The sequence below is a fragment of the Enterobacter sp. LU1 genome (genome assembly GCF_008271405.2).
GTDB classification, from domain to species: Bacteria; Pseudomonadota; Gammaproteobacteria; order Enterobacterales; family Enterobacteriaceae; genus Enterobacter; species Enterobacter hormaechei_C.
Genome location: NZ_CP043438.2, coordinates 786,161 through 813,137 on the forward strand (window position 1 = coordinate 786,161; position 26,977 = coordinate 813,137).

At 55.6% G+C, this 26,977-nt stretch carries 20 protein-coding genes; 9 read left to right on the forward strand and 11 right to left on the reverse strand.

What is annotated here, in order from left to right:
- Window positions 1-9: 9 nt before the first annotated feature.
- Together ppdD and nadC are read right to left on the reverse strand one after the other, a co-directional pair.
- Window positions 10-447: a prepilin peptidase-dependent pilin gene (ppdD, locus tag FZF21_RS03730; RefSeq protein WP_017694509.1), complete on the reverse strand. Its 438-nt coding sequence runs from the start codon at window positions 445-447 to the stop codon at window positions 10-12.
- Window positions 448-621: 174 nt separating this feature from the next.
- Window positions 622-1,515 (reverse strand): carboxylating nicotinate-nucleotide diphosphorylase, encoded by an 894-nt coding sequence (gene nadC, locus FZF21_RS03735; protein WP_015572681.1) that lies wholly within the window; start codon window positions 1,513-1,515, stop codon window positions 622-624.
- 87 nt (window positions 1,516-1,602) lie between these two features.
- Between nadC and ampD the strand changes: the two genes are divergently transcribed.
- Window positions 1,603-2,166 (forward strand): 1,6-anhydro-N-acetylmuramyl-L-alanine amidase AmpD, encoded by a 564-nt coding sequence (ampD, locus tag FZF21_RS03740; protein ID WP_017694507.1) that lies wholly within the window; start codon window positions 1,603-1,605, stop codon window positions 2,164-2,166.
- The gene (gene ampE, locus FZF21_RS03745) at window positions 2,163-3,017 is read left to right on the forward strand and encodes a beta-lactamase regulator AmpE (RefSeq protein ID WP_003856320.1); all 855 of its coding nucleotides are present in this window, start codon (window positions 2,163-2,165) and stop codon (window positions 3,015-3,017) included. Before ampD ends, ampE begins: the two co-directional genes overlap by 4 nt.
- 18 nt (window positions 3,018-3,035) lie before the next feature.
- Here ampE and FZF21_RS03750 read toward each other — a convergent pair whose 3' ends face one another.
- The 3 genes from FZF21_RS03750 to aroP all read right to left on the reverse strand — a co-directional run bounded on the left by FZF21_RS03750 (window position 3,036) and on the right by aroP (window position 6,929).
- The gene (locus FZF21_RS03750) at window positions 3,036-3,986 is read right to left on the reverse strand and encodes a family 43 glycosylhydrolase (protein ID WP_047062347.1); all 951 of its coding nucleotides are present in this window, start codon (window positions 3,984-3,986) and stop codon (window positions 3,036-3,038) included.
- A 10-nt stretch (window positions 3,987-3,996) separates the two neighbouring features.
- Window positions 3,997-5,394 (reverse strand): MFS transporter, encoded by a 1,398-nt coding sequence (locus FZF21_RS03755; protein ID WP_047737132.1) that lies wholly within the window; start codon window positions 5,392-5,394, stop codon window positions 3,997-3,999.
- Between the two features lie 164 nt (window positions 5,395-5,558).
- Entirely contained in the window at window positions 5,559-6,929 is a 1,371-nt protein-coding gene (aroP, locus tag FZF21_RS03760; protein WP_015572685.1) for an aromatic amino acid transporter AroP, read from the reverse strand.
- A gap of 537 nt (window positions 6,930-7,466) precedes the next feature.
- On the opposite strand from aroP, the gene pdhR reads away from it, so the two are divergent.
- From pdhR to lpdA, 4 genes are all read left to right on the forward strand, one after another.
- Window positions 7,467-8,231, forward strand: a complete 765-nt coding sequence (gene pdhR, locus FZF21_RS03765) for a pyruvate dehydrogenase complex transcriptional repressor PdhR (RefSeq protein WP_015572686.1) — start codon at window positions 7,467-7,469, stop codon at window positions 8,229-8,231.
- 123 nt (window positions 8,232-8,354) lie between these two features.
- A complete protein-coding gene (gene aceE / locus FZF21_RS03770; protein WP_003856315.1) occupies window positions 8,355-11,018 on the forward strand; it encodes a pyruvate dehydrogenase (acetyl-transferring), homodimeric type in 2,664 nt (887 codons plus the stop codon).
- A 14-nt stretch (window positions 11,019-11,032) separates the two neighbouring features.
- Complete coding sequence (gene aceF, locus FZF21_RS03775) at window positions 11,033-12,928, forward strand: pyruvate dehydrogenase complex dihydrolipoyllysine-residue acetyltransferase (protein ID WP_017694504.1); 1,896 nt, start codon at window positions 11,033-11,035, stop codon at window positions 12,926-12,928.
- Between the two features lie 175 nt (window positions 12,929-13,103).
- Window positions 13,104-14,528, forward strand: a complete 1,425-nt coding sequence (gene lpdA / locus FZF21_RS03780; protein ID WP_003856313.1) for a dihydrolipoyl dehydrogenase — start codon at window positions 13,104-13,106, stop codon at window positions 14,526-14,528.
- Window positions 14,529-14,579: 51 nt separating this feature from the next.
- Here lpdA and FZF21_RS03785 read toward each other — a convergent pair whose 3' ends face one another.
- Together FZF21_RS03785 and FZF21_RS03790 are read right to left on the reverse strand one after the other, a co-directional pair.
- A complete protein-coding gene (locus FZF21_RS03785) occupies window positions 14,580-15,371 on the reverse strand; it encodes a DUF2950 family protein (protein WP_045350064.1) in 792 nt (263 codons plus the stop codon).
- 10 nt (window positions 15,372-15,381) lie between these two features.
- The gene (locus FZF21_RS03790; protein ID WP_047737124.1) at window positions 15,382-16,836 is read right to left on the reverse strand and encodes a DUF3300 domain-containing protein; all 1,455 of its coding nucleotides are present in this window, start codon (window positions 16,834-16,836) and stop codon (window positions 15,382-15,384) included.
- Between the two features lie 449 nt (window positions 16,837-17,285).
- Between FZF21_RS03790 and acnB the strand changes: the two genes are divergently transcribed.
- Both acnB and yacL read left to right on the forward strand, forming a co-directional pair.
- A complete protein-coding gene (acnB, locus tag FZF21_RS03795; protein WP_017383766.1) occupies window positions 17,286-19,883 on the forward strand; it encodes a bifunctional aconitate hydratase 2/2-methylisocitrate dehydratase in 2,598 nt (865 codons plus the stop codon).
- Between the two features lie 212 nt (window positions 19,884-20,095).
- Window positions 20,096-20,458 carry a protein YacL gene (gene yacL / locus FZF21_RS03800; RefSeq protein WP_017694501.1) on the forward strand — a complete coding sequence of 121 codons (363 nt, stop codon included), beginning with the start codon at window positions 20,096-20,098 and terminating at the stop codon, window positions 20,456-20,458.
- Between the two features lie 31 nt (window positions 20,459-20,489).
- Here the strand turns inward: yacL and speD are convergent, their stop codons facing one another.
- The 3 genes from speD to FZF21_RS03815 all read right to left on the reverse strand — a co-directional run bounded on the left by speD (window position 20,490) and on the right by FZF21_RS03815 (window position 22,603).
- The gene (speD, locus tag FZF21_RS03805) at window positions 20,490-21,284 is read right to left on the reverse strand and encodes an adenosylmethionine decarboxylase (protein WP_017383765.1); all 795 of its coding nucleotides are present in this window, start codon (window positions 21,282-21,284) and stop codon (window positions 20,490-20,492) included.
- A complete protein-coding gene (gene speE / locus FZF21_RS03810) occupies window positions 21,285-22,154 on the reverse strand; it encodes a polyamine aminopropyltransferase (protein WP_032652585.1) in 870 nt (289 codons plus the stop codon).
- Window positions 22,155-22,255: 101 nt separating this feature from the next.
- Entirely contained in the window at window positions 22,256-22,603 is a 348-nt protein-coding gene (locus tag FZF21_RS03815; protein ID WP_003856306.1) for a YacC family pilotin-like protein, read from the reverse strand.
- Window positions 22,604-22,748: 145 nt separating this feature from the next.
- On the opposite strand from FZF21_RS03815, the gene cueO reads away from it, so the two are divergent.
- Window positions 22,749-24,308, forward strand: coding sequence for a multicopper oxidase CueO (cueO, locus tag FZF21_RS03820; protein WP_047737119.1), 1,560 nt, complete (start codon window positions 22,749-22,751; stop codon window positions 24,306-24,308).
- An 86-nt stretch (window positions 24,309-24,394) separates the two neighbouring features.
- Here the strand turns inward: cueO and FZF21_RS03825 are convergent, their stop codons facing one another.
- Window positions 24,395-26,785 (reverse strand): glucose/quinate/shikimate family membrane-bound PQQ-dependent dehydrogenase, encoded by a 2,391-nt coding sequence (locus FZF21_RS03825; protein WP_003856304.1) that lies wholly within the window; start codon window positions 26,783-26,785, stop codon window positions 24,395-24,397.
- Between the last annotated feature and the right edge of the window lie 192 nt (window positions 26,786-26,977).

A 26,977-nucleotide genomic window follows, 5' to 3' on the forward strand; every position in this document is an offset into this window, starting at 1 on the left:
CCACTCCTGTCAGTTGTTGTCGAAGCGGAAAACATCTTCACAAGCTTGTCTGAGCGCCGTGTCGGACGCAATTTTGCAGTCACGCGTCCAGCCCGTCATACCGTTACCGTCGCTCCAGATCGGTGTCATGAGCACTTCAAGTCCGTTAAGGCTTTCCTGCCCTGTTAACGATACGGCCCCCTTTGCCACGCTCATCGCTGAAACGTAACGTGTGGTTGTCGGGGAGGGGATGCCATTGGTGCCTGCGTCGCAGCTATCCACACCACCACGATCCAGGGCGCAAAGCTCAATGGCGGTGCGGTAGGGGATGAACGTTTGCAGCAAATCGGTGAGCGCCGCTTTTCGCAGGTAGTTCTGATAGGCCGGGACGCCAATGGCGCTCAGGATGGCAATAATGCCAATGACCACCATTAGCTCAATCAGGGTAAATCCTTGTTGTCTGTTCATGTCTGCTCCTTACGTTAAGTGGCGCTACTGTGGCAGTGCCAGCATGCAGAAACGAGGGACAAAAGCGTGAACGTGAAGGGGCTTTCAGGGAAATGATTCAGTGTTGCAGAGAAGGACAGCGTAATTGCGAGCGGTTTCGTATTTCCCCTCTCCGGGCGGAGAGGGGAGGATAATTTATTTGAAGCGCATCGAGAGGTCGAGGGCGCGGACGTGCTTGGTCAGGGCGCCAACGGAGATGTAATCGACGCCGGTTTCAGCAAATTCGCGGATGGTGTCGAACGTCACGTTGCCGGACACCTCAAGCTGCGCCTGGCCGTTTGTGCGTTTGACCGCTTCACGCATCTGCTCCGTGTCGAAGTTATCGAGCATGATGATGTCAGCCCCCGCTTTGATGGCCTCGTCCAGCTCCTCCAGCGTTTCCACTTCCACTTCGACCGGCACATCCGGATGCAGCCAGAAGGCTTTTTCCACGGCCTGACGCACCGAGCCAGAGGCAATAATGTGGTTCTCTTTGATCAGGAAGGCATCGGATAGCCCCAGACGATGGTTGGCGCCGCCACCGCAGAGTACCGCGTATTTCAGCGCGGTCCGCAGGCCCGGCAGGGTTTTACGGGTATCCAGCAGCTGCGTGCGGGTGCCTGCCAGCAGGTCAACGTAGCGGCGTACTTCACTGGCAACGCCAGAGAGCGTTTGCACAAAATTGAGCGCGGTGCGTTCGCCGGTCAGCAAGACGCGGGACGGGCCGTCCAGCTCGAACAGTGGCTGATTCGCCGTGACCGCATCACCGTCTTCAACGTGCCATGTTACCTGCACCTCGTCGCCTGCCAGCTGGGTAAAGACCTCCTCAACCCAGCGTTTTCCGCAGAAGACTCCCGCTTCGCGGGTGATGATCACCGCATGCGAGCGCGTCTCTTTTGGCAACAATTGGGCGGTAATATCGTTATCGGCGCTGACGTCGCCGCCGAGATCTTCTTTCAGGGCATGGGCAACGCTTGCCGGGATATCACTATTAATACGTTCCAGAAGCGCGTCACGTCGGTGGTCGGGGTTATAGCGGCGAGGCGGCATGATAAAACTCCAAATTGGTAACGAATCATAATATTGAAACATGCTACTCTGAACCGAGTAACAGCACCATAGATAAGGAGTTCCAGCATGTTGTTAGAAAACGGATGGCTGGTGGACGCGCGGCATGTACCGTCGCCGCACCACGACTGCCGCCCGGAGGATGAAAAGCCCACACTGCTGGTGGTTCACAATATTAGTCTCCCGCCGGGTGAGTTTGGCGGTCCGTGGATCGATGCGTTATTCACTGGAACGATAGATCCCGATGCCCACCCCTTCTTTGCTGAGATTGCGCATCTGCGCGTATCGGCGCACTGTCTGATCCGTCGTGATGGCGAAGTGGTTCAGTATGTTCCTTTTGATAAGCGAGCCTGGCATGCTGGCGTGTCGATGTATCAGGGGCGCGAGCGGTGCAATGATTTCTCCATTGGAATTGAACTGGAAGGAACGGACACCACGCCTTACACCGATGCGCAATATGAGAAACTGGTTGCTGTAACGCAAACGTTAATCGGGCGCTATCCCGCCATTGCAGACAATATTACAGGGCACAGCGACATCGCCCCCGAAAGAAAAACCGACCCCGGCCCGGCGTTTGACTGGTCCCGGTTTCACGCCATGCTTACCACGTCGTCAGATAAGGAGATAACATGACGTTGTTTACCATGCTGCTGGTTATGATCGCTGAACGCCTGTTTAAGCTCGGCGAGCACTGGCATCTGGATCATCGGCTGGAGGTGTTATTCCGCCGCATCAGGCATTTTTCCATGCTGCGCACGTTGCTGATGGCGGCAGGCGTGATGGCGATTACGTTCCTGTTGCTGCGCTCGCTTTACGGCCTCTTTTTCAACGTGCCGCTGCTGGTGGTGTGGATCCTGCTCGGCGTGCTGTGTATTGGCGCGGGCAAGGTGCGTTTGCACTATCACGCGTATCTGAAAGCCGCTTCCCGGGATGATGCCCACGCGCGCGGCGCGATGGCGAGCGAGCTGACGATGATCCACGGCGTACCGCCGGACTGCGATGAACGCGAGTTTCTGCGGGAGCTGCAAAACGCGCTGCTGTGGATCAACTTCCGTTACTACCTGGCGCCGCTGTTCTGGTTCGTGGTGGGCGGACCCTGGGGGCCGGTACTGCTGATGGGTTATGCGTTCCTGCGCGCCTGGCAGACCTGGCTTGCCCGCTATCTTACGCCGCATGAACGTCTACAGTCCGGCATTGATGCCATCCTGCACGTGCTCGACTGGCTTCCGGTGCGTCTGGTAGGCGTGGTCTATGCCCTCATCGGTCACGGTGAAAAGGCGCTGCCCGCGTGGTTTGTCTCCCTTGCAGACCGCCATACCTCGCAGTATCAGGTTTTAACCCGACTGGCACAGTTCTCGCTGGCGCGTGAGCCGCACACGGACAAAGTCGCAACGCCAAAAGCTGCCGTCTCGATGGCGAAGAAAACATCCTTTGTGGTGGTGGTGATTGTGGCGCTGCTGACGATTTACGGCACGCTGGTCTAAGCCAGCGCGCCGAAGCTGTTACGGCGTATCCGCAGGCGGGATGCCGAAGTCAGGCATCCCGTTTTCGTTCCAGCGGACGAGTTTCAGGCGAGTATGGCGATTGGGATCGTAAAGCGGATCGCCTTCAATTGCAGTGTAGTTTCGCGCGTGGTAGACCAGCACATCTTCGCCTTCCGGCGTCTGCGTAAAGCTGTTATGGCCTGGCCCATACTGACGGTTTTCGTAGCTGGTGACGAACACCGGGCGCGGGGATTTATGCCAGTTAGCCGGGTTTTGCGGATCGGCATTCAGGTCTGCCCACAGTAATCCCATGCAGTAGTTCTCGTCGGTGGCGCTGGCGGAATAGCTGATAAACAGCTTATCGCCATGGAACAGCACCGCCGGGCCTTCGTTGACCCAGAACCCACGGCACTCCCAGTCATATTCCGGTTTACTGAGCATCACCGGCTCGCCTTTCAGCGTCCACGGATTTTCCATTTCACACAGGTAAAGATTGGAGTTACCGGAAATATCCGGAGCTTTTTGCGCCCACAGATACCAGCGTTTACCCTGATGAACAAAGGTGGTGGCATCCAGCGCGAAGGTGTCAAACGGGGTTTTGATTTGCCCTTTTTCCACCCACGTACCGGTAAGCGGATCGCGATCTGCGCATTCAATGGCAAACATTCGATGCTGGAACATCCCGAGCTGATCGAGCGCCTGGGTATGCGTGGCGGCAAAATAGATGTACCACCTGCCGTCGATATGATGCAGCTCCGGCGCCCAGATCAGCTGGCTCATCGGGCCGGTGTCGGGCTTGCGCCAGACAACCACCTCTTCGGCATCGCGTAAACCTTCCAGCGAGTCCGCGCGGCGGATCGCCAGCCGATCGTACTCTGGTACGGAGGCGATAAAGTAATATTGCCCATCGTGACGCAGGATATACGGGTCGGCGCGTTGTTCAATAAACGGGTTTGGCCAGGTTTGCATTCGGCTTTCCTTATTTAGTCTCAGCGGCTTTGAGTTCCTGATAATCGTTCAGCTCGCGATAGTTGGTGCGACGCTTTTCCAGATCGGACTGGATCTGCTTCATGGTCTCACGGTCCACTTTCAGCAGACGTACTACGCCCGCGGTAATTAAGTATCCAATGCCGGGAATGACGGTAAACAGCAGCACGATCCCGTTGATGGCGTCCGCGCTCTGCGCTTTTGCGCCCGCGTCGTAGCCGTACCAGGAGAGCAGGAAGCCGACCATTGCCCCGGCAATCGCCAGACCCAGCTTCAGGAAGAAGATGTTGCCGGAGAAGCTGATCCCGGTGATGCGTTTCCCGGTTTTCCATTCACCGTAGTCGTCCACGTCGGCCATCAGCGACCAGTGCAGCGGTGACGGGATCTGGTGCAGGATGTTCAGCAGGACGTAGAGCACGACAATGGTTGTCGTCGCTTTCGGGTCGAAGAAGTAAAAGGCGGTTGAGAAAATCGCCAGCACGATGTTGGTCCAGAAGAAGACCTTCAGCTTACACCAGCGGTCGGTCAGCACTTTCGCAAGCATACTGCCGAACATCATGCCGACCACGCCCAGGCTGATAAACAGCGTGGCGAAATGGGTGCTTTGCCCCATGACCCAGGTGACGTAATACATGGTGGCCGCCATGCGGATAAAGCCAGGGCAGACGTTGCACAGGGTCAGGAGCAGAATGCGCACCCACTGGTCGTTCTTCCACACGTCTTTCAGGTCGTTTTTCAGTTCGTCATGGGTTTGCACCGCCGGACGCACGCGCTCGCGCACCGTGGCGAAGCAGAACAGGAACATGCAGGTACCAATCAGCGCCAGCACGGTCATCGCCATCTGGTAGCCTTTGGCTTTGTTATCCCCACCGAACCAGTCGGCCATCGGCAGGAGCGTCAGCGACAGCAGCAGCGTGGCGATACCAACCATAACAAAACGGTAGGACTGGCAGGCAACGCGCTCTTTCGGGTCGTTGGTGATCACGCCGCCGAGCGAGCAGTACGGAATGTTGATGGCGGTATAGGTCAGCGACAGCAGGAAGTAGGTGACAAAGGCATAGATAACTTTGCTGTTATAGCTCCAGTCAGGCGTGGTAAACATCAGGATGCTGAACAGCGCGTAGGGGAAGGCAATCCACAGCAGCCATGGACGAAACCGGCCATATTTGCTGCGGGTACGGTCGGCAATCGCGCCCATAATTGGGTCCGTGACGGCATCAATGACGCGTACGGACAGGAGTAAAACGCCAACCAGTGCAGGAGCCAGACCAAAAATATCCGTATAAAAGTAGCTAACAAATAACATGATGGCGCCAAAGATAATGTTGCATCCGGCGTCACCCATGCCATAGCCGATCTTTTCTTTTACTGACAGTTTGTTGTTATTCATCGACAGCTCTCCGGGTTTCGGTATGGAGAGAATTATTCGCTGGCAAACGAATATATGCGTTGCAATATAAAGGCGGTGATATGGAGGATTTTGCTGTAGGCGCGAATTTGTGAGGAAGGTAACAAGACGCTGTACCCGCAACCGCGAGTACAGCGAGAAAACACTTAGTGCGCTTTCACCGTTTTGGCATTTTTCTGTTTCACCATATAACCCACGCCGAGGATCGCAATCCAGACCGGGATCAGGTAGACGGAAATCGCCATGCCTGGGGTGATGAGCATGATGACCAGCACAGCTGCCATGAACAGCAGGCAAACCCAGTTCCCCAGCGGATAGAGCAGGGCAGGGAAGCGCGTGGTTACGCCCTGCTGGTGCTTGGCGCGGCGGAACTTGATGTGCGCGAGGCTAATCATCGCCCAGTTAATCACCAGCGCGGAAACCACCAGCGCCATCAGCAGACCGAAGGCAGATTCCGGTGCCAGGTAGTTAATCAGAACGCACAGCGCCGTCACGACCGCCGACACGATGATGGTATTAACCGGTACGCCACGCTTATCAACGGTAAGCAGCGCTTTCGGTGCGTTGCCCTGTTGCGCCAGGCCGAACAGCATACGGCTGTTGCAGTAAACGCAGCTGTTATAAACGGAGAGCGCGGCGGTCAGCACCACGACGTTGAGCGCGTTCGCCACGAAGGTGTCGCCCAGCTCGTGGAAGATGAGCACAAACGGGCTGGTATCCGCCGTCACGCGCGTCCATGGCAGCAGGGAGAGCAGGACCGCCAGGGAGCCCACATAGAAGATCAGAATACGGTAGATAACCTGGTTTGTGGCTTTCGGGATGCTCTGCTCCGGGTTGTCGGCTTCCGCGGCGGTGATGCCCACCAGCTCCAGACCGCCGAAGGAGAACATGATTATTGCCATCATCATCACCAGACCGGTCATGCCGTGCGGCAGGAACCCGCCTTGCTCCCAAAGGTTGCGCACGGTGGCCTGCGGACCGCCGTTGCCGCTGAACAGCAGCCAGCCGCCGAAGATGATCATCGCTACAACGGCAATCACTTTGATGATGGCAAACCAGAACTCCATCTCACCAAACACTTTTACGTTGGTCAGGTTAATGGCATTGATAATGACGAAGAAGGCCGCCGCAGACGCCCAGGTGGGGATCTCCGGGTACCAGAACTGAATGTATTTCCCAACGGCGGTCAGCTCGGCCATGGCAACCAGAACGTACAGAACCCAGTAGTTCCACCCCGAGGCGAAACCTGCGAAGCTGCCCCAGTATTTATAGGCGAAGTGGCTGAATGAGCCTGCGACCGGCTCCTCAACAACCATTTCACCTAACTGGCGCATAATCAGAAATGCAATAAAACCCGCAATCGCGTACCCCAGAATAATGCCCGGACCGGCTGACTGGATAACCGATGCACTGCCCAGAAACAGGCCAGTACCAATAGCACCGCCCAGGGCGATGAGCTGAATATGGCGGTTTTTAAGGCCGCGCTTTAGCTGATCGCCATGCTGTTGAGCTTCCATTTGAAACCTCGTGTGTGGTTGTTATGTTCACGCTGTGCGTGTGTAATTATGAAAGTCCATATTCTGTATTTATTTCTTTACGGTTAACGATACCGAAAAAAGCGGAGATGGCTTCCGTTAGCGCAAGAATAGTGGTAAGCGCCAGCGAATGCACCTGCTTTATGAAGGGATGAAGACGACTTGAATAAAAAGAAACCAATTGTAAATCGGTACGTTAACCCCTCATACCCCAACCTATAGAATAGAAATGCGTCAGAAGAGGGCGAATTTTCATTTTTTGCCTTGTTGAATCGCTTCAGATTGCAAAAACCCTCGTTTCATTATGGTTAAAACTGCCTCTTTGGTAGTAACCATTTCATTTGTGCAAAGTTACATTCCTGAAACGTTAGTTCTGTAAGGTTGTTAAAATGTGCCGGGTTTACTGATTTCAATCAAAACCAATATGGACAGAAGGTGAATACTTTGTTACTTTAGCGATACGAACATGAAATTGGTAAGACCAATTGACTCCGGGCAAAAAGGCGTAAGACAGGGAATATGGCCTACAGCAAAATTCGCCAACCAAAACTTTCCGATGTGATTGAGCAGCAGCTGGAGTTTTTGATTCTCGAAGGGACACTGCGCCCGGGCGAGAAGCTCCCGCCAGAACGCGAGCTGGCAAAACAGTTCGACGTTTCACGCCCCTCTCTGCGTGAGGCGATTCAACGTCTCGAAGCAAAGGGCCTGTTGCTCCGTCGCCAGGGTGGCGGAACCTTTGTGCAAAACAGCCTGTGGCAGAGCTTCAGCGACCCGCTGGTAGAACTTCTCTCTGACCACCCAGAATCCCAGTTTGATCTGCTTGAGACCCGTCACGCGCTGGAAGGTATCGCGGCCTATTACGCCGCCCTTCGCAGCACTGATGAAGACCGCGTACGTATTCGCGAGCTGCATCAGGCCATTGAACGGGCACAGCAGTCCGGCGATTTAGACGCCGAGTCCAATGCCGTCGTCCAGTATCAAATTGCCGTCACCGAAGCGGCGCACAACGTGGTGCTCCTCCATCTGCTACGCTGCATGGAGCCGATGCTGGCCCAGAACGTTCGTCAGAATTTTGAATTGTTGTATGCCCGTCGGGAGATGCTCCCGCTGGTAAGCAACCATCGCACCCGAGTATTCGAGGCGATAATGGCCGGGGAACCGGAGCAGGCGCGCGAAGCGTCGCACCGCCATCTGGCTTTCATTGAGGAAATCTTGCTGGACCGCAGCCGTGAACAATCGCGTCGCGAACGTTCATTACGCCGCATACAGCAACGAAAGGATTAAGCGCCAGGTACTTTTAGAGCGCGGCAACTAAACGCAGAACCTGTCTTATTGTGTTTTCTGGCGAAAATACAATGGGACAGGTTCCAGACAAATCAACGTATTAGATAGATAAGGAATACCCCCATGTCAGAACGTCTCCAAAATGACGTGGATCCGATCGAAACTCGCGACTGGCTACAGGCGATCGAATCGGTCATCCGTGAAGAAGGTGTTGAGCGCGCTCAGTATCTGATTGATCAGCTGCTTTCAGAAGCACGCAAAGGCGGCGTGAAAGTGGCTTCAGGTGCAGGGGCTAGCAACTACGTAAACACGATTGCCGTCGAAGACGAACCGGAATACCCGGGCAATCTGGATCTGGAACGCCGTATCCGTTCTGCTATCCGCTGGAACGCCATCATGACCGTTCTGCGCGCATCCAAGAAGGACCTGGAACTGGGTGGCCACATGGCGTCCTTCCAGTCTTCTGCGACCATTTACGAAGTGTGCTTCAACCACTTCTTCCGTGCAGCTAACGAGAAAGATGGCGGCGATCTGGTGTACTTCCAGGGCCACATCTCTCCGGGCATCTATGCACGTGCCTTCCTGGAAGGTCGTCTGACTGAAGAGCAGATGAACAACTTCCGTCAGGAAGTTCACGGTAAGGGTCTGTCTTCTTACCCGCACCCTAAACTGATGCCTGAGTTCTGGCAGTTCCCGACCGTATCTATGGGTCTGGGTCCAATCGGTGCGATCTATCAGGCTAAATTCCTGAAGTACCTGGAACACCGTGGTCTGAAAGACACCTCTGAGCAGACCGTTTACGCCTTCCTGGGCGACGGTGAAATGGATGAGCCAGAATCTAAAGGCGCGATCACCATCGCGACCCGTGAGAAGCTGGACAACCTGTGCTTCATCATCAACTGTAACCTGCAACGTCTGGATGGTCCGGTAACCGGTAACGGCAAGATCATCAACGAACTGGAAGGCATCTTCGCAGGTGCTGGCTGGAACGTGATCAAAGTGATGTGGGGCGGTCGTTGGGATGAGCTGCTGCGTAAAGACACCAGCGGTAAACTGATCCAGCTGATGAACGAAACCGTTGACGGCGACTACCAGACCTTCAAATCCAAAGACGGTGCCTACGTTCGTGAGCACTTCTTCGGCAAATATCCTGAAACCGCAGCCCTGGTTGCAGACTGGACTGACGAGCAGATCTGGGCGCTGAACCGCGGTGGTCACGATCCGAAGAAAGTTTACGCTGCACTGAAAAAAGCGCGTGAAACCAAAGGTAAAGCGACTGTGATCCTGGCCCACACCATTAAAGGTTACGGCATGGGTGATACCGCAGAAGGTAAAAACATCGCTCACCAGGTTAAGAAAATGAACATGGACGGCGTGCGTTATATCCGCGATCGTTTCAACGTTCCAGTGACCGATGAGCAGGTAGAAAAACTGTCTTACATCACCTTCCCGGAAGGTTCTGAAGAGCACAAGTACCTGCACGAACGTCGTCAGGCGCTGAAAGGCTACCTGCCTGCTCGTCAGCCTAACTTCACCGAGAAGCTGGAACTGCCAGCGCTGGAAGATTTCTCTCAGCTGCTGGAAGAGCAGAACAAAGAGATCTCTACCACTATCGCTTTCGTTCGTGCCCTGAACGTGATGCTGAAGAACAAGTCGATCAAAGATCGTCTGGTTCCAATCATCGCCGACGAAGCGCGTACTTTCGGTATGGAAGGTCTGTTCCGTCAGATCGGTATCTACAGCCCGAACGGTCAGCAGTACACCCCGCAGGACCGTGAGCAGGTTGCATACTACAAAGAAGACGAGAAAGGTCAGATCCTTCAGGAAGGTATCAACGAACTGGGTGCAGGCGCATCCTGGCTGGCTGCTGCGACTTCTTACAGCACCAATAACCTGCCGATGATCCCGTTCTACATCTACTACTCCATGTTCGGGTTCCAGCGTATCGGTGACCTGTGCTGGCAGGCAGGCGACCAGCAGGCTCGCGGCTTCCTGATCGGTGGTACTTCTGGTCGTACGACCCTGAACGGTGAAGGTCTACAGCACGAAGATGGTCACAGCCACATTCAGTCTCTGACTATCCCTAACTGTATCTCTTACGACCCGTCTTACGCGTACGAAGTGGCAGTCATCATGCATGACGGCTTGCAGCGCATGTACGGTGAAGCGCAAGAGAATATTTACTACTACATCACCACCCTGAACGAAAACTACCACATGCCGGCAATGCCAGCAGGTGCCGAGGAAGGTATCCGTAAAGGTATCTACAAACTCGAAACCATCGAAGGTAGCAAAGGTAAAGTTCAGCTGCTGGGCTCCGGTTCTATCCTGCGTCACGTTCGTGAAGCAGCGCAGATCCTGGCGAAAGACTACGGTGTGGGTTCCGATGTGTACTCTGTTACCTCCTTCACTGAACTGGCGCGTGATGGCCAGGATTGTGAGCGCTGGAACATGCTGCACCCAATGGAAACCCCACGCGTTCCGTACATCGCTCAGGTGATGAACGACGCGCCAGCGGTGGCGTCTACTGACTATATGAAACTGTTCGCTGAGCAGGTTCGTACTTACGTTCCAGCTGATGATTATCGCGTACTGGGTACTGACGGCTTCGGTCGTTCTGACAGCCGCGAAAACCTGCGTCACCACTTCGAAGTTGATGCTTCCTACGTGGTAGTAGCAGCACTGGGCGAACTGGCTAAACGTGGCGAAATCGATAAGAAAGTGGTTGCAGACGCAATCACCAAATTCAACATCGATGCAGATAAAGTTAACCCGCGTCTGGCGTAAGAGGTAAAAGAATAATGGCTATCGAAATCAATGTACCGGACATCGGGGCTGATGAAGTTGAAATCACCGAGATCCTGGTCAAAGTGGGCGACAAAGTTGAAGCTGAACAGTCGCTGATCACCGTAGAAGGCGACAAAGCTTCTATGGAAGTCCCGTCTCCTCAGGCTGGCATCGTTAAAGAGATCAAAGTCTCTGTTGGCGATAAAACCGAGACCGGTAAACTGATCATGATTTTCGATTCCGCCGACGGTGCAGCAGCTGCTGCACCTGCGCAGGAAGAGAAGAAAGAAGCAGCACCTGCTGCTGCTCCAGCAGCGGCCGCGGCAGCGAAAGAAGTGAACGTGCCTGACATCGGCGGTGACGAAGTTGAAGTCACTGAAATCCTGGTGAAAGTGGGCGATACCGTTGCGGCCGAGCAGTCACTGATCACCGTAGAAGGCGACAAAGCCTCTATGGAAGTGCCGGCACCGTTCGCGGGTACCGTTAAAGAGATCAAGATCAACACCGGCGACAAAGTGTCTACAGGTTCCCTGATCATGATTTTCGAAGTGGCGGGCGCTGAAGGCGCTGCGGCTCCAGCGAAAGCGGAAGCTGCTCCGGCTCCGGCTGCTGCACCAGCGGCTGCTGGCGGCGTGAAAGACGTTAACGTACCGGACATCGGCGGTGACGAAGTTGAAGTGACCGAAGTGATGGTAAAAGTGGGCGACAAAGTTGCCGCTGAACAGTCACTGATCACCGTTGAAGGCGACAAAGCTTCTATGGAAGTGCCTGCGCCGTTCGCCGGTACCGTTAAAGAGATCAAAATCAACACCGGCGACAAAGTATCTACCGGCTCTCTGATCATGGTCTTCGAAGTGGAAGGCGCAGCACCTGCCGCCGCTCCAGCTGCCGCGGCTGCTCCGGCACCGGCTGCTGCACCGGCTCAGGCTGCTAAACCGGCTGCTGCCCCTGCTGCTAAAGCAGAAAAATCTGAGTTCGCTGAAAACGACGCTTACGTCCACGCGACTCCGCTGATTCGTCGCCTGGCGCGCGAATTCGGTGTGAACCTGGCGAAAGTGAAGGGCACTGGTCGTAAAGGCCGTATCCTGCGCGAAGACGTTCAGGCTTACGTGAAAGATGCGGTGAAACGCGCCGAAGCTGCACCTGCTGCTGCCGGTGGCGGTATCCCGGGCATGCTGCCATGGCCGAAAGTGGACTTCAGCAAGTTCGGTGAAATCGAAGAAGTGGAACTGGGCCGTATCCAGAAAATCTCGGGTGCTAACCTGAGCCGTAACTGGGTAATGATCCCGCACGTTACCCACTTCGATAAGACCGATATCACCGATCTGGAAGCGTTCCGTAAACAGCAGAACGCCGAAGCTGAGAAGCGTAAGCTGGACGTGAAGTTCACTCCAGTGGTCTTCATCATGAAAGCGGTTGCCGCTGCCCTTGAGCAGATGCCTCGCTTCAACAGCTCCCTGTCCGAAGACGGCCAGAAGCTGACGCTGAAGAAGTACATCAACATCGGTGTTGCGGTTGATACGCCAAATGGTCTGGTTGTTCCGGTCTTCAAAGACGTGAACAAGAAGAGCGTCACTGAGCTGTCCCGTGAACTGACCACCATCTCCAAAAAAGCGCGTGATGGTAAGCTGACTGCCGGCGAAATGCAGGGCGGCTGCTTCACTATCTCCAGCATCGGCGGCCTGGGTACCACCCACTTCGCACCGATTGTGAACGCGCCGGAAGTGGCTATCCTCGGTGTGTCCAAGTCCGCGATGGAGCCGGTGTGGAATGGCAAAGAGTTCGTGCCGCGTCTGATGATGCCAATCTCTCTGTCCTTCGACCACCGCGTGATCGACGGGGCTGATGGTGCGCGTTTCATCACCATCATCAACAACATGCTGAGCGACATTCGCCGCCTGGTGATGTAATCGAAAAGCCGGCCAGTCGGCCGGCTTTTTTCTGATAATCTCATGGGGTTTTTGAGGTTATTGGTGAAAGCGATAATTCGTGAGCCGTTTGTTGTTTCAAAATTGTTAACAATTTTGTAAAATACGGGCGGATAGAACGACCCGGTGGACGACGGGTATACATTAAGAGGTCATGATGAGCACAGAAATCAAAACTCAGGTCGTAGTACTTGGGGCAGGCCCGGCAGGTTACTCCGCAGCATTTCGCGCCGCGGATTTAGGTCTGGAAACCGTCATCGTAGAACGTTACAGCACCCTCGGCGGTGTTTGTCTGAACGTCGGCTGTATCCCTTCTAAAGCGCTGCTGCACGTAGCGAAAGTTATCGAAGAAGCCAAAGCGCTGGCTGAACACGGTATCGTCTTCGGCGAGCCGAAAACCGACATCGACAAAATTCGTACCTGGAAAGAGAAAGTTATCACTCAGCTGACCGGCGGTCTGGCGGGTATGGCCAAAGGCCGTAAAGTGAAAGTGGTAAACGGTCTGGGTAAATTCACCGGTGCGAACACCCTGGAAGTGGAAGGCGAAAACGGCAAAACCGTGATTAACTTCGACAACGCGATCATCGCGGCAGGCTCTCGCCCAATCGAACTGCCATTCATTCCACATGAAGATCCACGCGTGTGGGATTCCACCGATGCGCTGGAGCTGAAAACCGTTCCTAAGCGCCTGCTGGTTATGGGCGGCGGTATCATCGGTCTGGAAATGGGTACCGTGTACCATGCGCTGGGTTCAGAGATCGACGTGGTTGAAATGTTCGACCAGGTTATCCCGGCTGCCGACAAAGACATCGTTAAAGTCTTCACCAAACGCATCAGCAAGAAATTCAACCTGATGCTGGAAACCAAAGTGACTGCCGTTGAAGCGAAAGAAGACGGTATTTACGTTTCCATGGAAGGCAAAAAAGCCCCTTCCGAACCACAGCGTTACGACGCCGTGCTGGTGGCTATCGGTCGTGTGCCGAACGGTAAAAACCTCGACGCGGGCAAAGCTGGCGTGGAAGTGGACGACCGTGGCTTCATCCGCGTTGACAAACAGCTGCGCACCAACGTGCCGCACATCTTTGCTATCGGCGATATCGTCGGTCAGCCAATGCTGGCGCACAAAGGTGTTCACGAAGGTCACGTTGCCGCTGAAGTTATCGCCGGCATGAAGCACTACTTCGATCCGAAAGTGATCCCATCTATCGCCTACACCGAGCCAGAAGTTGCATGGGTCGGTCTGACTGAGAAAGAAGCGAAAGAGAAAGGCATCAGCTACGAAACCGCCACCTTCCCGTGGGCTGCTTCTGGCCGTGCTATCGCGTCCGACTGCGCAGACGGTATGACCAAACTGATCTTCGACAAAGAGACTCACCGCGTGATCGGTGGTGCGATTGTCGGTACCAACGGCGGCGAGCTGCTGGGTGAAATCGGTCTGGCTATCGAAATGGGCTGTGACGCGGAAGACATCGCGCTGACCATCCACGCTCACCCGACTCTGCACGAGTCCGTGGGCCTGGCGGCAGAAGTGTTTGAAGGTAGCATCACCGACCTGCCAAACGCGAAAGCGAAGAAGAAATAAGTTTCTTCAGATGAAAAAAGCGGCCTGAGGCCGCTTTTTTATGCGCCGCGTTCAGGGGGTGACAGGCTGCCAGGTTTTATCCGGGTGGTATGCAGCGAGCGCCTGCGCTTTTTGTGCCGAATCGTTGCCGAGATTTGCCTGATGCACCTTGTCATCCTGGTTAACGACAAAGCTCATTACCCCCGTCTGACCATAGCTCACGGGCCAGGCAACCATCGCAAAGCCATTTTTATCCGGCAGAATGCGGAACCGATAACCGTGATAGCCCATACCAGGCTCCGGCGGGCTGAAGGCGGGACCCAGCGGGCTTGGCGCTTCGCCCGGCGAGATGGGCCAGTACAGGCCGTCTTTTAGCCCTGGTGTGCTGACAATCTTGTGCGCATAGCGGTGGTTCATGGCGTAGTAGCTCTGCTGTGCGTCGACGTAGGCGTGCAGCGCTCCGATAGCCGCGAGTTCGTTGCGGCCGATTTCGCGGGTCAGGATCTCATTAGCCGCTTTCTGCATATCAAATTGCCAGCCCTCTTTTTTCTTCACTACCGGTATGGGGAGTTGCCAGCCGTTATCGCCAACTGACAGATGGGCGATATCGCCGCTGATTTCGGTACGATGGTTAATCTTCCAGTCACGCAGGAATCGAGCTACCGCCTCCGGATCAACCCCTTCAGGTGGCAGATAGTCGCGCCAGTTATCCCCCAGCAGGTCGGCCATCGCGCTCTCATTCTGCTCGCTGATGGCCTTCGTCAGGGCATTGGCCGCCTGCTCAGGCGTGGAGAAAGATTGCTGGGCGCAGGCGAAGGTGGATACCATCAACAACAGCATTCCACCGATCGGTTTCATGTTCATAGCGGCTTCCTTAACGACGATGGAATTCACGGTGTTCGGTATGATGTTCGGACAGCTGCTGGCGGCTTTCCAGCCCGCGCTGGTGCTGGGCCTGCCAGTTGGCCGAGCGGCTGTCGTTGCCGCTCAGGGCGTTTGCCCGCAGCGGCTGATGCTGAACCTGCGCAGGGCGTCTGGTTTGGGCGGGAGGGTTATTCATCCGTTGTGCGTGGGACCGCGCGCTGTCGTAGCCGCGATAGTTGCTGCGCTGAGAGAGCTGCTTCAGCTGCTGCGCGGACGCTGAATGTTGCGGGGAATGCACGTCGCCATGCTGTAGCTGTGCGAGGGTTTTGCCCGTCGACTGCTGTACCTGCGCCATCGCAGCCTGCCGCTGGCTATCGCGGTTGACAGGCTGCTGCCGGGTAGCGCTCAGCCCGCCCGGCACTGAAGTCTGATGATAGCGGCTGGCAAGCTGGCTATTGGCGTAGGGCACGCCGTTGCGGTAGGCCGGGTTATGCTGCCAGACCTGATGATTATCGGTACGGTGCTCGCCGGTGATCTTATTGAAGTTATTAACATTAATATTAATGTTATCGCCGTTATGCGAATAACCGCCGTGGCGATCGTCATCATGATCGTGATGATGATCGTCGTCATCGTCCCAGTCGATATTACTGAACAGCGCATAGGTGGTGGCTACGCCGAGGCTATAGCCAAAGCCTCTGACAAAACTATTGGTAAACTGCTGGCCGGGAGACGGGGGCAGATACACCGGCGGATAGCTGGCGTTTGGCCACGTGCCGTAGACGGTGGAAGGGTTGTAGGTGGGTACATAAACCACCTGTGGATCGGCTGGCTCAATTTTAATCACCGTCGGACTAGCCGACGTTGACGTCGCGGCTGTACTGGCGGAGGCTGGCGCAGATTTTTTCACGGTGGTGACGGTCTGCTGCGGGGTGGATTGCAACGTGCCTGTCTGCTGCGCCAGCAGGCGCAGACGCTGCACGGAATCCATCACATCCTTTGGCTGGGCGAGAAAGGCGTCGCCGAGGCTCTGTACCCACGACGGGTTTGCTCCCATCAACGACATTAACTGCGGAAAGGCGACCAGCGATTTCACGCTGGCATCCCATGGCTGCCCGCTGACCGACTGAATGGCGGTATCGCCCTGCATTTTAGGGTTGTCCTTTGACCACTGGGCGGCCTGAATCACGCTCGCCGGATAGGTTGAGGCCATCAGAATTTGCGACAGCAGCGCGTCGGGGTAGAGCGCAATGGGCGCGGTCCACTGATCGATCTGCGCGGCGGTATAGGCCGGAGTCGCCACCGGGGCAGGTTGTGCTGTTGGTGCGGGGAGCTGCGGGGCTACCGGCGCAGGTGCGGGAGCGGGTTCCGTTGCGCGGCTTTTAACGAACATGACGCCCGAGGCGGCAAACAGCCCCGCACTGCAAAGCAGAATAAGAAGATGTGGTTTAAAAGGCAACTTCATAGATTGACTCCAACGAGACGAGTGCAGTGCCGTGAGGCGTTGCTGTTGCCGCGAGTATCATTCACCCGTGTTTTACAGTTTTGACTTTTGTTGGGAAACCCTCCGAAGCGTCCGGATAAAGAGTGTGAGTATTTATTACACAATTATATCGGATGGCTGAGCAGGCGACGGACATTCAGAAGGCCGCTCTTGCGAGCGGCCAGCAGCTAGTTGCTGGGGTGGCGACAAACTTACGGAACTGCTTTCGGGCCCGGTGACGGGGTGCTATACCATGCTTAACGATTCAGCAAATTTTTTAATGTTGCTTTTTTGTAAACAGATTAACACTGTGCAGAAATCCTGCTATGCTGCCCGACGCGGTATCGGGCATTTACCCTACAAACTGCTGTCTCACAGGAGCGTGAAGAGAACGCCCGCCGCATATGACAATGAGAGCGAGGAGAACCGTCGTGCTAGAAGAATACCGTAAGCACGTAGCAGAACGTGCCGCCGAGGGAATTGTACCCAAACCGTTAGATGCAACCCAAATGGCCGCGCTCGTCGAGCTGCTGAAGAACCCGCCTGAGGGCGAAGAAGAATTCCTGTTAGATCTGCTGATCAACCGTGTACCGCCTGGCGTAGATGAAGCTGCCTACGTAAAAGCCGGATTCCTTGCCGCCGTTGCCAAAGGCGAAGCCACCTCCCCACTGGTTACTCCTGAAAAAGCGATTGAACTGCTCGGCACCATGCAGGGCGGCTATAACATTCATCCGCTGATTGACGCGCTGGATAACGACAAGCTGGCGCCAATTGCTGCCAAAGCGCTCTCTTCAACGCTGCTGATGTTCGATAACTTCTACGATGTGGAAGAAAAAGCCAAAGCAGGCAACGTTTACGCGAAGCAGGTGATGCAGTCCTGGGCCGATGCCGAATGGTTCCTGAACCGCCCTCAGCTTGCTGAAAAAATTACCGTTACCGTCTTTAAAGTGACCGGTGAAACCAACACCGATGACCTTTCTCCGGCGCCGGATGCATGGTCTCGCCCGGATATCCCACTGCACGCCCTGGCGATGCTGAAAAACGCCCGTGAAGGCATTGAGCCGGATCAGCCAGGCGTGGTTGGCCCGATCAAACAGATCGAAGCCCTGCAACAAAAAGGTTTCCCGCTGGCTTACGTCGGTGACGTGGTCGGTACCGGTTCTTCCCGTAAATCCGCCACCAACTCCGTGCTGTGGTTCATGGGCGACGACATTCCGCACGTGCCGAACAAGCGCGGCGGCGGCCTGTGCCTCGGCGGCAAAATTGCGCCAATCTTCTTCAACACCATGGAAGATGCGGGCGCGCTGCCAATTGAAGTGGACGTGAGCAACCTGAACATGGGCGACGTGATTGACGTTTACCCGTATAAAGGCGAAGTGCGCAACCACGAAACCAACGAACTGCTGGCCAGCTTCGAACTGAAAACCGACGTGCTGATCGACGAAGTGCGTGCCGGTGGCCGTATTCCGCTGATCATCGGCCGTGGCCTGACCACCAAAGCGCGTGAAGCGCTGGGTCTGCCGCACAGTGACGTATTCCGTCAGGCGAAAGACGTGGCCGAGAGCAACCGCGGTTACTCTCTGGCGCAGAAAATGGTGGGTCGCGCCTGCGGCGTCACTGGTATCCGTCCTGGCGCGTACTGCGAACCGAAAATGACCTCCGTGGGGTCTCAGGACACCACTGGCCCAATGACCCGTGATGAACTGAAAGACCTGGCGTGCCTGGGCTTCTCTTCCGATCTGGTGATGCAATCCTTCTGCCACACCGCGGCGTATCCGAAGCCGGTTGACGTAACCACGCACCACACGCTGCCAGACTTCATTATGAACCGTGGCGGTGTCTCCCTGCGTCCGGGCGACGGCGTTATCCACTCCTGGCTGAACCGCATGCTGCTGCCGGATACCGTCGGTACCGGCGGTGACTCCCATACCCGATTCCCAATCGGGATCTCCTTCCCGGCGGGTTCCGGTCTGGTGGCGTTTGCCGCAGCGACCGGCGTGATGCCGCTGGATATGCCGGAATCAGTGCTGGTGCGCTTCAAAGGTAAAATGCAGCCGGGCATTACCCTGCGCGATCTGGTGCACGCGATCCCGCTGTATGCCATTAAACAGGGTCTGCTGACCGTCGAGAAGAAAGGCAAGAAAAACATCTTCTCTGGCCGCATTCTGGAAATTGAAGGTCTGCCGGATCTGAAAGTGGAGCAGGCGTTCGAGCTGACCGATGCCTCTGCCGAGCGTTCTGCGGCGGGCTGTACCATCAAGCTGAACAAAGAGCCGATTATTGAGTATCTGACCTCCAACATCGTGCTGCTGAAGTGGATGATAGCGGAAGGCTACGGCGACCGTCGTACGCTGGAGCGTCGTATTCAGGGTATGGAAAAATGGCTGGCGGATCCGCAGCTGCTGGAAGCCGACGCTGACGCAGAGTACGCGGCGGTGATTGAGATCGATCTGGCGGATATCAAAGAGCCAATCCTGTGTGCGCCTAACGATCCGGACGATGCGCGTCTGCTCTCTGACGTGCAGGGCGATAAGATCGACGAAGTGTTCATCGGCTCCTGTATGACCAACATCGGCCACTTCCGTGCTGCCGGTAAGCTGCTGGATACCCACAAAGGCCAGCTGCCGACCCGTCTGTGGGTGGCGCCGCCAACCCGTATGGATGCGGCGCAGCTGACCGAAGAGGGCTACTACAGCGTGTTTGGTAAGAGCGGGGCGCGTATTGAAATCCCTGGCTGTTCCCTGTGTATGGGCAACCAGGCGCGCGTGGCCGACGGTGCGACGGTGGTTTCCACCTCAACCCGTAACTTCCCGAACCGTTTAGGTACCGGGGCGAACGTTTACCTGGCCTCTGCGGAGCTGGCGGCGGTTGCGGCGCTGATTGGCAAACTGCCAACGCCGGAAGAGTACCAGACCTTTGTGGCTCAGGTAGATAAGACGGCGGTGGATACTTATCGTTATCTGAACTTCGACCAGCTCTCTCAGTACACCGAGAAGGCTGACGGGGTGATCTTCCAGACCGCAGTATAAATGCTACCCTCTCCCGTGGGAGAGGGGCTGGGGGTGAGGGCACCAGACCGCTCCGCACCTGACCCATTGCCCGGTGGCGCTACGCTTACCGGGCCTACAAAACCCATCGCAACGTCGGTGGGTTTTTTATTTTCATTCCTCCCACCTCTCCCGCTTTTTTTCTTCCTCTCTGCTGCGATAATTACCCTAATGGCTTTGCAGAGGAAAACGCTATGGATTACGAATTTTTGCGCGACATCACCGGCGTGGTGAAAGTGCGAATGTCGATGGGGCACGAAGCCGTTGGACACTGGTTTAACGAAGAGGTGAAAGAGAACCTCGCGCTGCTGGATGAAGTCGAACAGGCGGCGGAAACGGTGAAAGGCAGTGAACGCTCCTGGCAACGCGCCGGGCACGAATACACGCTGTGGATGGATGGCGAAGAGGTGATGGTGCGCGCCAACCAACTTGAGTTCTCGGGTGATGAGATGGAAGAGGGGATGAGCTACTACGACGAAGAGAGCCTGTCGCTGTGCGGCGTGGAAGACTTCCTGAGCGTGTTGAACGCCTACCGCGATTTTATGAAACAGAAGTAACTCCCCGAAGCGTCCCTGCTCCGGATCACGTTTACACGGTCGGAATGTTACGGCCGTAGTAAATTTCGCGCATCTCTTTCCAGAGCAGGTCGGTAATGACCTTACGCTCTTCTTCACTTAAATCTTCCGGCCTGGTGTGGAACATATAGTGCTTAAGATCGAACTCTTTAAGCATCATCTTGGTATGGAAGATATTCTCCTGATAGACGTTCACATCCATCATGTCGTACAGCGACTTCATATCCTCGGACATGAAGTTCTGAATGGAGTTGATCTCATGATCAATGAAGTGCTTCATGCCGTTGATATCACGGGTAAAACCGCGCACGCGATAATCAATAGTGACGATATCGGATTCCAGCTGGTGGATTAAATAATTCAACGCATTCAGCGGTGAAATCACGCCGCAGGTCGACACTTCAATATCCGCGCGGAAGGTACACAGCCCGCCTTCCGGGTGGCTTTCCGGGTAGGTGTGCACGCAGATGTGGCTTTTATCCAGGTGGGCGACTACCACTTCCGGCAGCGGGCCGGGGTGCTCGGTTTTGTCGATAAGCTTCGGGTCAACCGGCTCTTCACTCACCAGAATGGTGACGCTCGCACCCTGAGGCTCATAATCCTGGCGCGCGATATTCAGGATGTTCGCGCCGATAATCGAGCAGGTCTCTGTCAGGATCTCGGTCAGACGGTTGGCGTTGTAGAGTTCATCGATATAGGCGATGTAACCATCGCGCTCTTCTGCTGTTTTGGCGTAGCAGATATCGTAAATACAAAAACTCAGGCTTTTGGTCAGATTGTTAAAGCCATGCAGTTTAAGCTTTTTCAATTAGTTCACCTCCTTTGAGGACAGCGCGTCTTGCAGATATTGAGGCAACGCAAAGGCTGCGGTGTGGATCGCCGGGTTGTAGTAGCGGCACTGGAGTCCGGCCTGGTGGAAGCGGGCCTGCACGATCTCGGTAGAGAGATGGCGCAGAACGTCGTTATCCGTCGCCCAGGCAAAGGTCATGATCCCGCCGTAGTAAGTGGGGATCGCCGCCTGGTAGAAGCTGACGTCAGTAAAATAGGTGCTCAGCTTACGGTGGCTATCAAGTGCTTCATCCTGTTGCAGGAAGCAAACACCGTTTTGCGCCACAAAAATTCCGCCAGGCTTCAGGCAGCGCTTGCAGCCTTCGTAAAACGACGAGGTAAACAGCGACGCGCCCGGACCAATAGGGTCGGTACAGTCAGAGATTATGACATCAAACGTTTGCGTGGTCTGGTTAACAAAATTGACGCCATCATCGATAACCAGATTAAACCGCGGATCGTCATAGCTGCCGGCATTATGGTTGGGCAGATACTGGCGGCAGAACGACACCACACCGGCGTCGATTTCCACCATGGTGATGGTTTCGACATTCTGATGGCGAGAGACTTCACGCAGCATCGCGCCGTCGCCGCCGCCGATAATCAGCACGTCCTTCGCGTGGCCGTGGGCCAGCAGCGGGACGTGGGTCATCATTTCGTGATAGATAAACTCGTCGCGCTCGGTGGTTTGCACCACGCCGTCCAGCGCCATCACGCGGCCAAAGGCGGCGTTTTCGAAGATTATCAAATCCTGATGATCGGTTTTCTCATGATAGAGCACGTTATCCACGGCAAAATACTGACCAAACTGGTCATGCAGCGTTTCTTGCCATACCGTTTTTTCGGTCATGGGGAGCACCTCCTTCGTTAACATCCATTACATCCGGCAGATGGGCGCAACACAACACCGCCGTGAGGCGGTTAGCGGGTCAACAAGGGGCGTCGGGAAGGTTACTTCACGTAGGCGAGCAGGCTGAGTGAATCGCGAGCCAGCGCTTTGCATTTTTTAGCAGTGGGAATGCCAATACCGCTTAAATCACGGTAGCTGTCTTCACCGAGCGCCTTCATGTCGAAGCTGTCGTAGTTGCTGAGGTCCCATTGGTTCTGCTGGGCAAAAAAGACCAGTGCGCGACGAATTTGCCCATTGGGTAAATTCTGGTAACCACAATCGTTTTTCAGAAAAACAAAAACTGCCGTCAGATCGGCCATATCTTCCGCTTCGTTTTCACTTAGCGCGTAACTGTTCGCACACATCGCCATCAGGCTGGCGAACAAAATTGTTCTGAAAAACGTCTTCATTGCCTTTACCACTGCATCACGGAAAATTAACGTTAGCATACTTGATGCCAGGCCGACGATCTTTATTATTGCCGCCGTGCTTGACCTTCCGGTAAGGGGAGGGTTTATGCTCAAAAGATCGCCTGCTGGAAATAAGGAAATGCACATGCAACGTCGTGATTTTTTAAAATTTTCTGCCGCGCTGGGGGTTGCCAGCGCGTTACCTCTCTGGAGCCGCGCCGTATTTGCCGCCGACAGACCGGCTTTACCCATTCCTGAATTACTCGCCCCAGATGCCCGCAGCCGCATTCAGCTTGTGGTGCAGGCCGGTAAAACGACGTTCGGTCAGCACGCCGCCACGACGTGGGGCTATAACGGCAATCTGCTCGGCCCGGCGTTGCAGTTACGCAAAGGGAAGGCGGTGACGGTAGACATTCATAACACGCTTGCGGAAGAGACCACGCTGCACTGGCACGGGCTGGAAGTCCCGGGCGAAGTGGATGGAGGGCCTCAGGGCATTATCAGGCCTGGTGGTAAACGCAGCGTAACCTTTACTCCGGAACAACGCGCGGCGACCTGCTGGTTCCACCCGCATCAGCATGGCAAAACGGGCCATCAGGTGGCGATGGGGCTGGCCGGCCTGGTGCTGATTGAAGACGATGAAAGCCGCCTGCTGCGCCTGCCGAAACAGTGGGGAATCGACGATGTCCCGGTGATTGTGCAGGACAAAAAATTCAACGCTGACGGGCAAATTGACTATCAGCTGGACGTAATGAGCGCGGCGGTAGGCTGGTTTGGCGATACACTCCTGACCAACGGCGCGATCTACCCGCAGCATGCCGCGCCAAAAGGCTGGCTGCGCTTACGTCTGCTTAACGGCTGTAACGCCCGCTCGCTGAACTTCGCCACCAGCGATAAACGCCCGCTTTACGTGGTGGCAAGCGACGGCGGCCTGCTGCCGGAGCCGGTGAAGGTGAGCGAGCTGCCGATGCTGATGGGGGAGCGCTTCGAGGTGCTGGTGGATATCAGCGATGGCAAAGCGTTTGACCTGGTGACCCTGCCGGTCAGCCAGATGGGGATGGCCGTTGCGCCGTTTGATAAGCCGCATCCGGTCCTGCGCATTCAGCCGCTACAGATCACCGCCTCCGGTACGCTGCCGGAGACCCTCACCACGCTGCCAGCACTCCCGTCGCTGGACGGGCTTACGCAGCGTAAACTTCAGCTTTCTATGGATCCGATGCTAGACATGATGGGCATGCAGGCGCTGATGAAGAAGTACGGCAATCAGGCCATGGCGGGAATGCATCACGGCCAGATGATGGGCCATATGAATATGGACCACGGTAAAATGGGCGGCATGGATCACGGCGGCCATGGTTTCGATTTCCACAACGCCAACCGCATCAACGGCAAAGCGTTCGATATGAACACGCCCATGTTCGCCGCCACGAAAGGGCAGTTTGAACGCTGGGTGATTTCAGGCGAAGGCGACATGATGCTGCACCCGTTCCATATCCACGGCACGCAGTTCCGTATTCTGTCTGAAAATGGTAAAGCGCCGGAGGCGCATCGTGCGGGCTGGAAAGATACGGTGAGGGTGGAAGGCGGCGTCAGCGAGGTGCTGGTGAAGTTCGACCACGAGGCGCCGAAAGAGTTTGCCTATATGGCCCACTGTCATCTGCTGGAGCATGAAGATACGGGGATGATGCTCGGTTTTACCGTATAAAAAAAGCCGGGTGGCGGCTTCGCCTTACCCGGCCTACATAGGGCACCCGTAGGCCCGGTAAGCGTTAGCGCCACCGGGCTTTTTCGTTACTTAGCGTCGTCAGGCAGTGCATACGCGACAATATAGTCGCCCATCTTCGTGCCAAACGAACCGTGACCACCCGCAGAGATGACAACGTACTGCTTGCCATTCACTTCATAGGTCATCGGCGTTGCCTGTCCACCGGCTGGCAGACGGCCTTGCCACAGTTTCTCACCGTTGGTCATGTTGTACGCGCGCAGGTAGTTATCTGCGGTTGCCGCGATGAACAGCACGTTACCGGCGGTGGAGATTGGGCCACCCAGCATTGGCATACCCATATTGAAAGGCACTGGAACAGGCATCGGGAACGGCATGCTGTCCTGTGGCGTACCAATACGTTTCTTCCAGACGATCTTGTTGGTCTTCAGATCCAGACCGGAGATGTAACCCCAGGCAGGCTGTTTACACGGCAGACCAAACGGAGACAGGAACGGATTCAGGGTCACACCATAAGGAACGCCATACTGTGGCTGGATACCGGCTTCGGTACCGCTGCCTTTCGCATCTTTCGGCTGCTCCATTGGGTTACCCGGACCACGAGGGATCAGGCGGGAAACGAACGGCAGCGCCATTGGGTTAGCGATGGCGACCTGACGGTTAGGGTCAACGGAGATCCCACCCCATTCGAACATCCCCAGGTTACCCGGGAAGACCAGCGTACCCTGCTCTGACGGCGGGGTGAAAATCCCTTCGTAGCGCAGCTGGTGGAACATCACGCGGCATACCAGCTGGTCAAACATGGTGGCACCCCACATGTCTGCACCGCTGAGATCTTTCTTCGGACGGAAGCTCAGGTCAGAGAACGGCTGCGTTTTGGTGACGTAGTCGCCTTTGGCCGCACCCTGCGGAACCGGTTTTTCCGGCGCAGGAACAACCAGCTTACCGTTGCTACGATCAAGCACGAAGATGTTACCGGTTTTCGCCGGGGCGTAAATCACCGGTACGGTTTTACCGTTAACGGTAATGTCCGCCAGCGTCGGCTGGGACGGCATATCCATATCCCACAGATCGTGGTGAACGGTCTGGTAGCTCCATGCCAGTTTACCGGTCGTTGCGTTCAGCGCCACGATGGAGCTGGCGTAACGTTCCTGCTCCGGCGTACGGTTACCGCCCCAGATATCCGGCGTGGTCACGCCCATCGGCAGGTAGACCAGGTCCAGCTTCGCGTCATACGCTGCCGGTGCCCAGGAGTTCGGTGAGTTAAAGGTAAAGGTGTGTTCATCCGATGGGATCGCGTTAGGATCTTTCGCGCCCGGGTCGAAGGCCCACAGCAGTTTACCGGTGTTCACGTCGAAACCACGGATAACGCCGGAGGTTTCACGGGTGGAGAAGTTATCCGTTACCGAACCGGCAATCACGATGGTTTTATCGGTGATGATTGGCGGGGAGGTCGGTTCATACAGGCCCGGCGTGGTGTCCGGCATGTTGGTCTGAAGATTCAGAATGCCTTTATTGGCGAAGGTTTCGCACAGCTTGCCGGTCTCAGCGTTAATGGCAAACAGGCGGCCATCGTTCACCGGCAGCATAATGCGGCGAGGACAGTCGGCAATGACTTCCGGGCTGGCATTATCGGCGCGCGCTTCGTGGTAAGAGACGCCGCGGCAGGTAATGTGCTGGAACGACGGGTTGGAGTTCAGCTGTGGATCAAAGTGCCATTTCTCTTTACCGGTAGCCGCGTCGAGCGCGAACAGACGCTGGTGCGCCGTACACAGGTAGAGCATGTTGCCCACTTTAATTGGGGTCACTTCGTTGGTCAGCTCACCCGGATCGTTTGGCATCTTCAGGTCGCCGGTACGGAATACCCAGGCTTCCTTCAGGTTTTTCACGTTGTCCGCGTTGATCTGCTTCAGCGGGGAGTAGCGTTGACCTTCCTGGTTACGACCATAAGCAGGCCAGTCACCGTCCGCCACCTGCGAAATAGCCGCAGCCGGCGTGGATTCCGCGTTCAGCGTACCGTTGATCTCCTGCGGGTCGTTAAAACCGGCCCAGGTCAGGATGCCGCCACTAATCAGCAGGGCAACGACCAGACCGGCCACGGCCCCACTGGAAGGGACGATCAGACGACGCCAGACAAACGGCAGGATCAGCCAGATACCGAAGAAGACCAGAATGTCGCTGCGCGGCGTCAACGCCCAGAAGTCGAACCCGACTTCCCAGACGCCCCAGATCATGGTTGCGAGCAGTAACGCTGCGTACAGCCACAGAGCAGATTGTTTTCTGCGTAAAAGCAGGACGGTTACGCCAACCATAACCAGACCCGCAATCGGGTAGTACCAGGAGCCGCCAATCGCGACCAGCCATACGCCACCGATTAACAAATACAGCGCGCAGAACGCGGCAAACGCGGCTGTTAATGTCACCAGTAGACGCGGCTGTTTAGTTTTTGTTTCAGCCATAGAAAAGTACTCGTCAGTTTTGTTAATTATTTGCTAGCAATTAATTATAGGTATTAACAACTGTGATCGGAATCACAAATATTGCTTTTTATAACTCATACGCCAGGCTTATCCATTTACTGGTATAATGGCTGGCTTGCGTATCGATGCCGGAGCGAGAGTCATCCGCATTGAGAGATTTTCACTAAAATC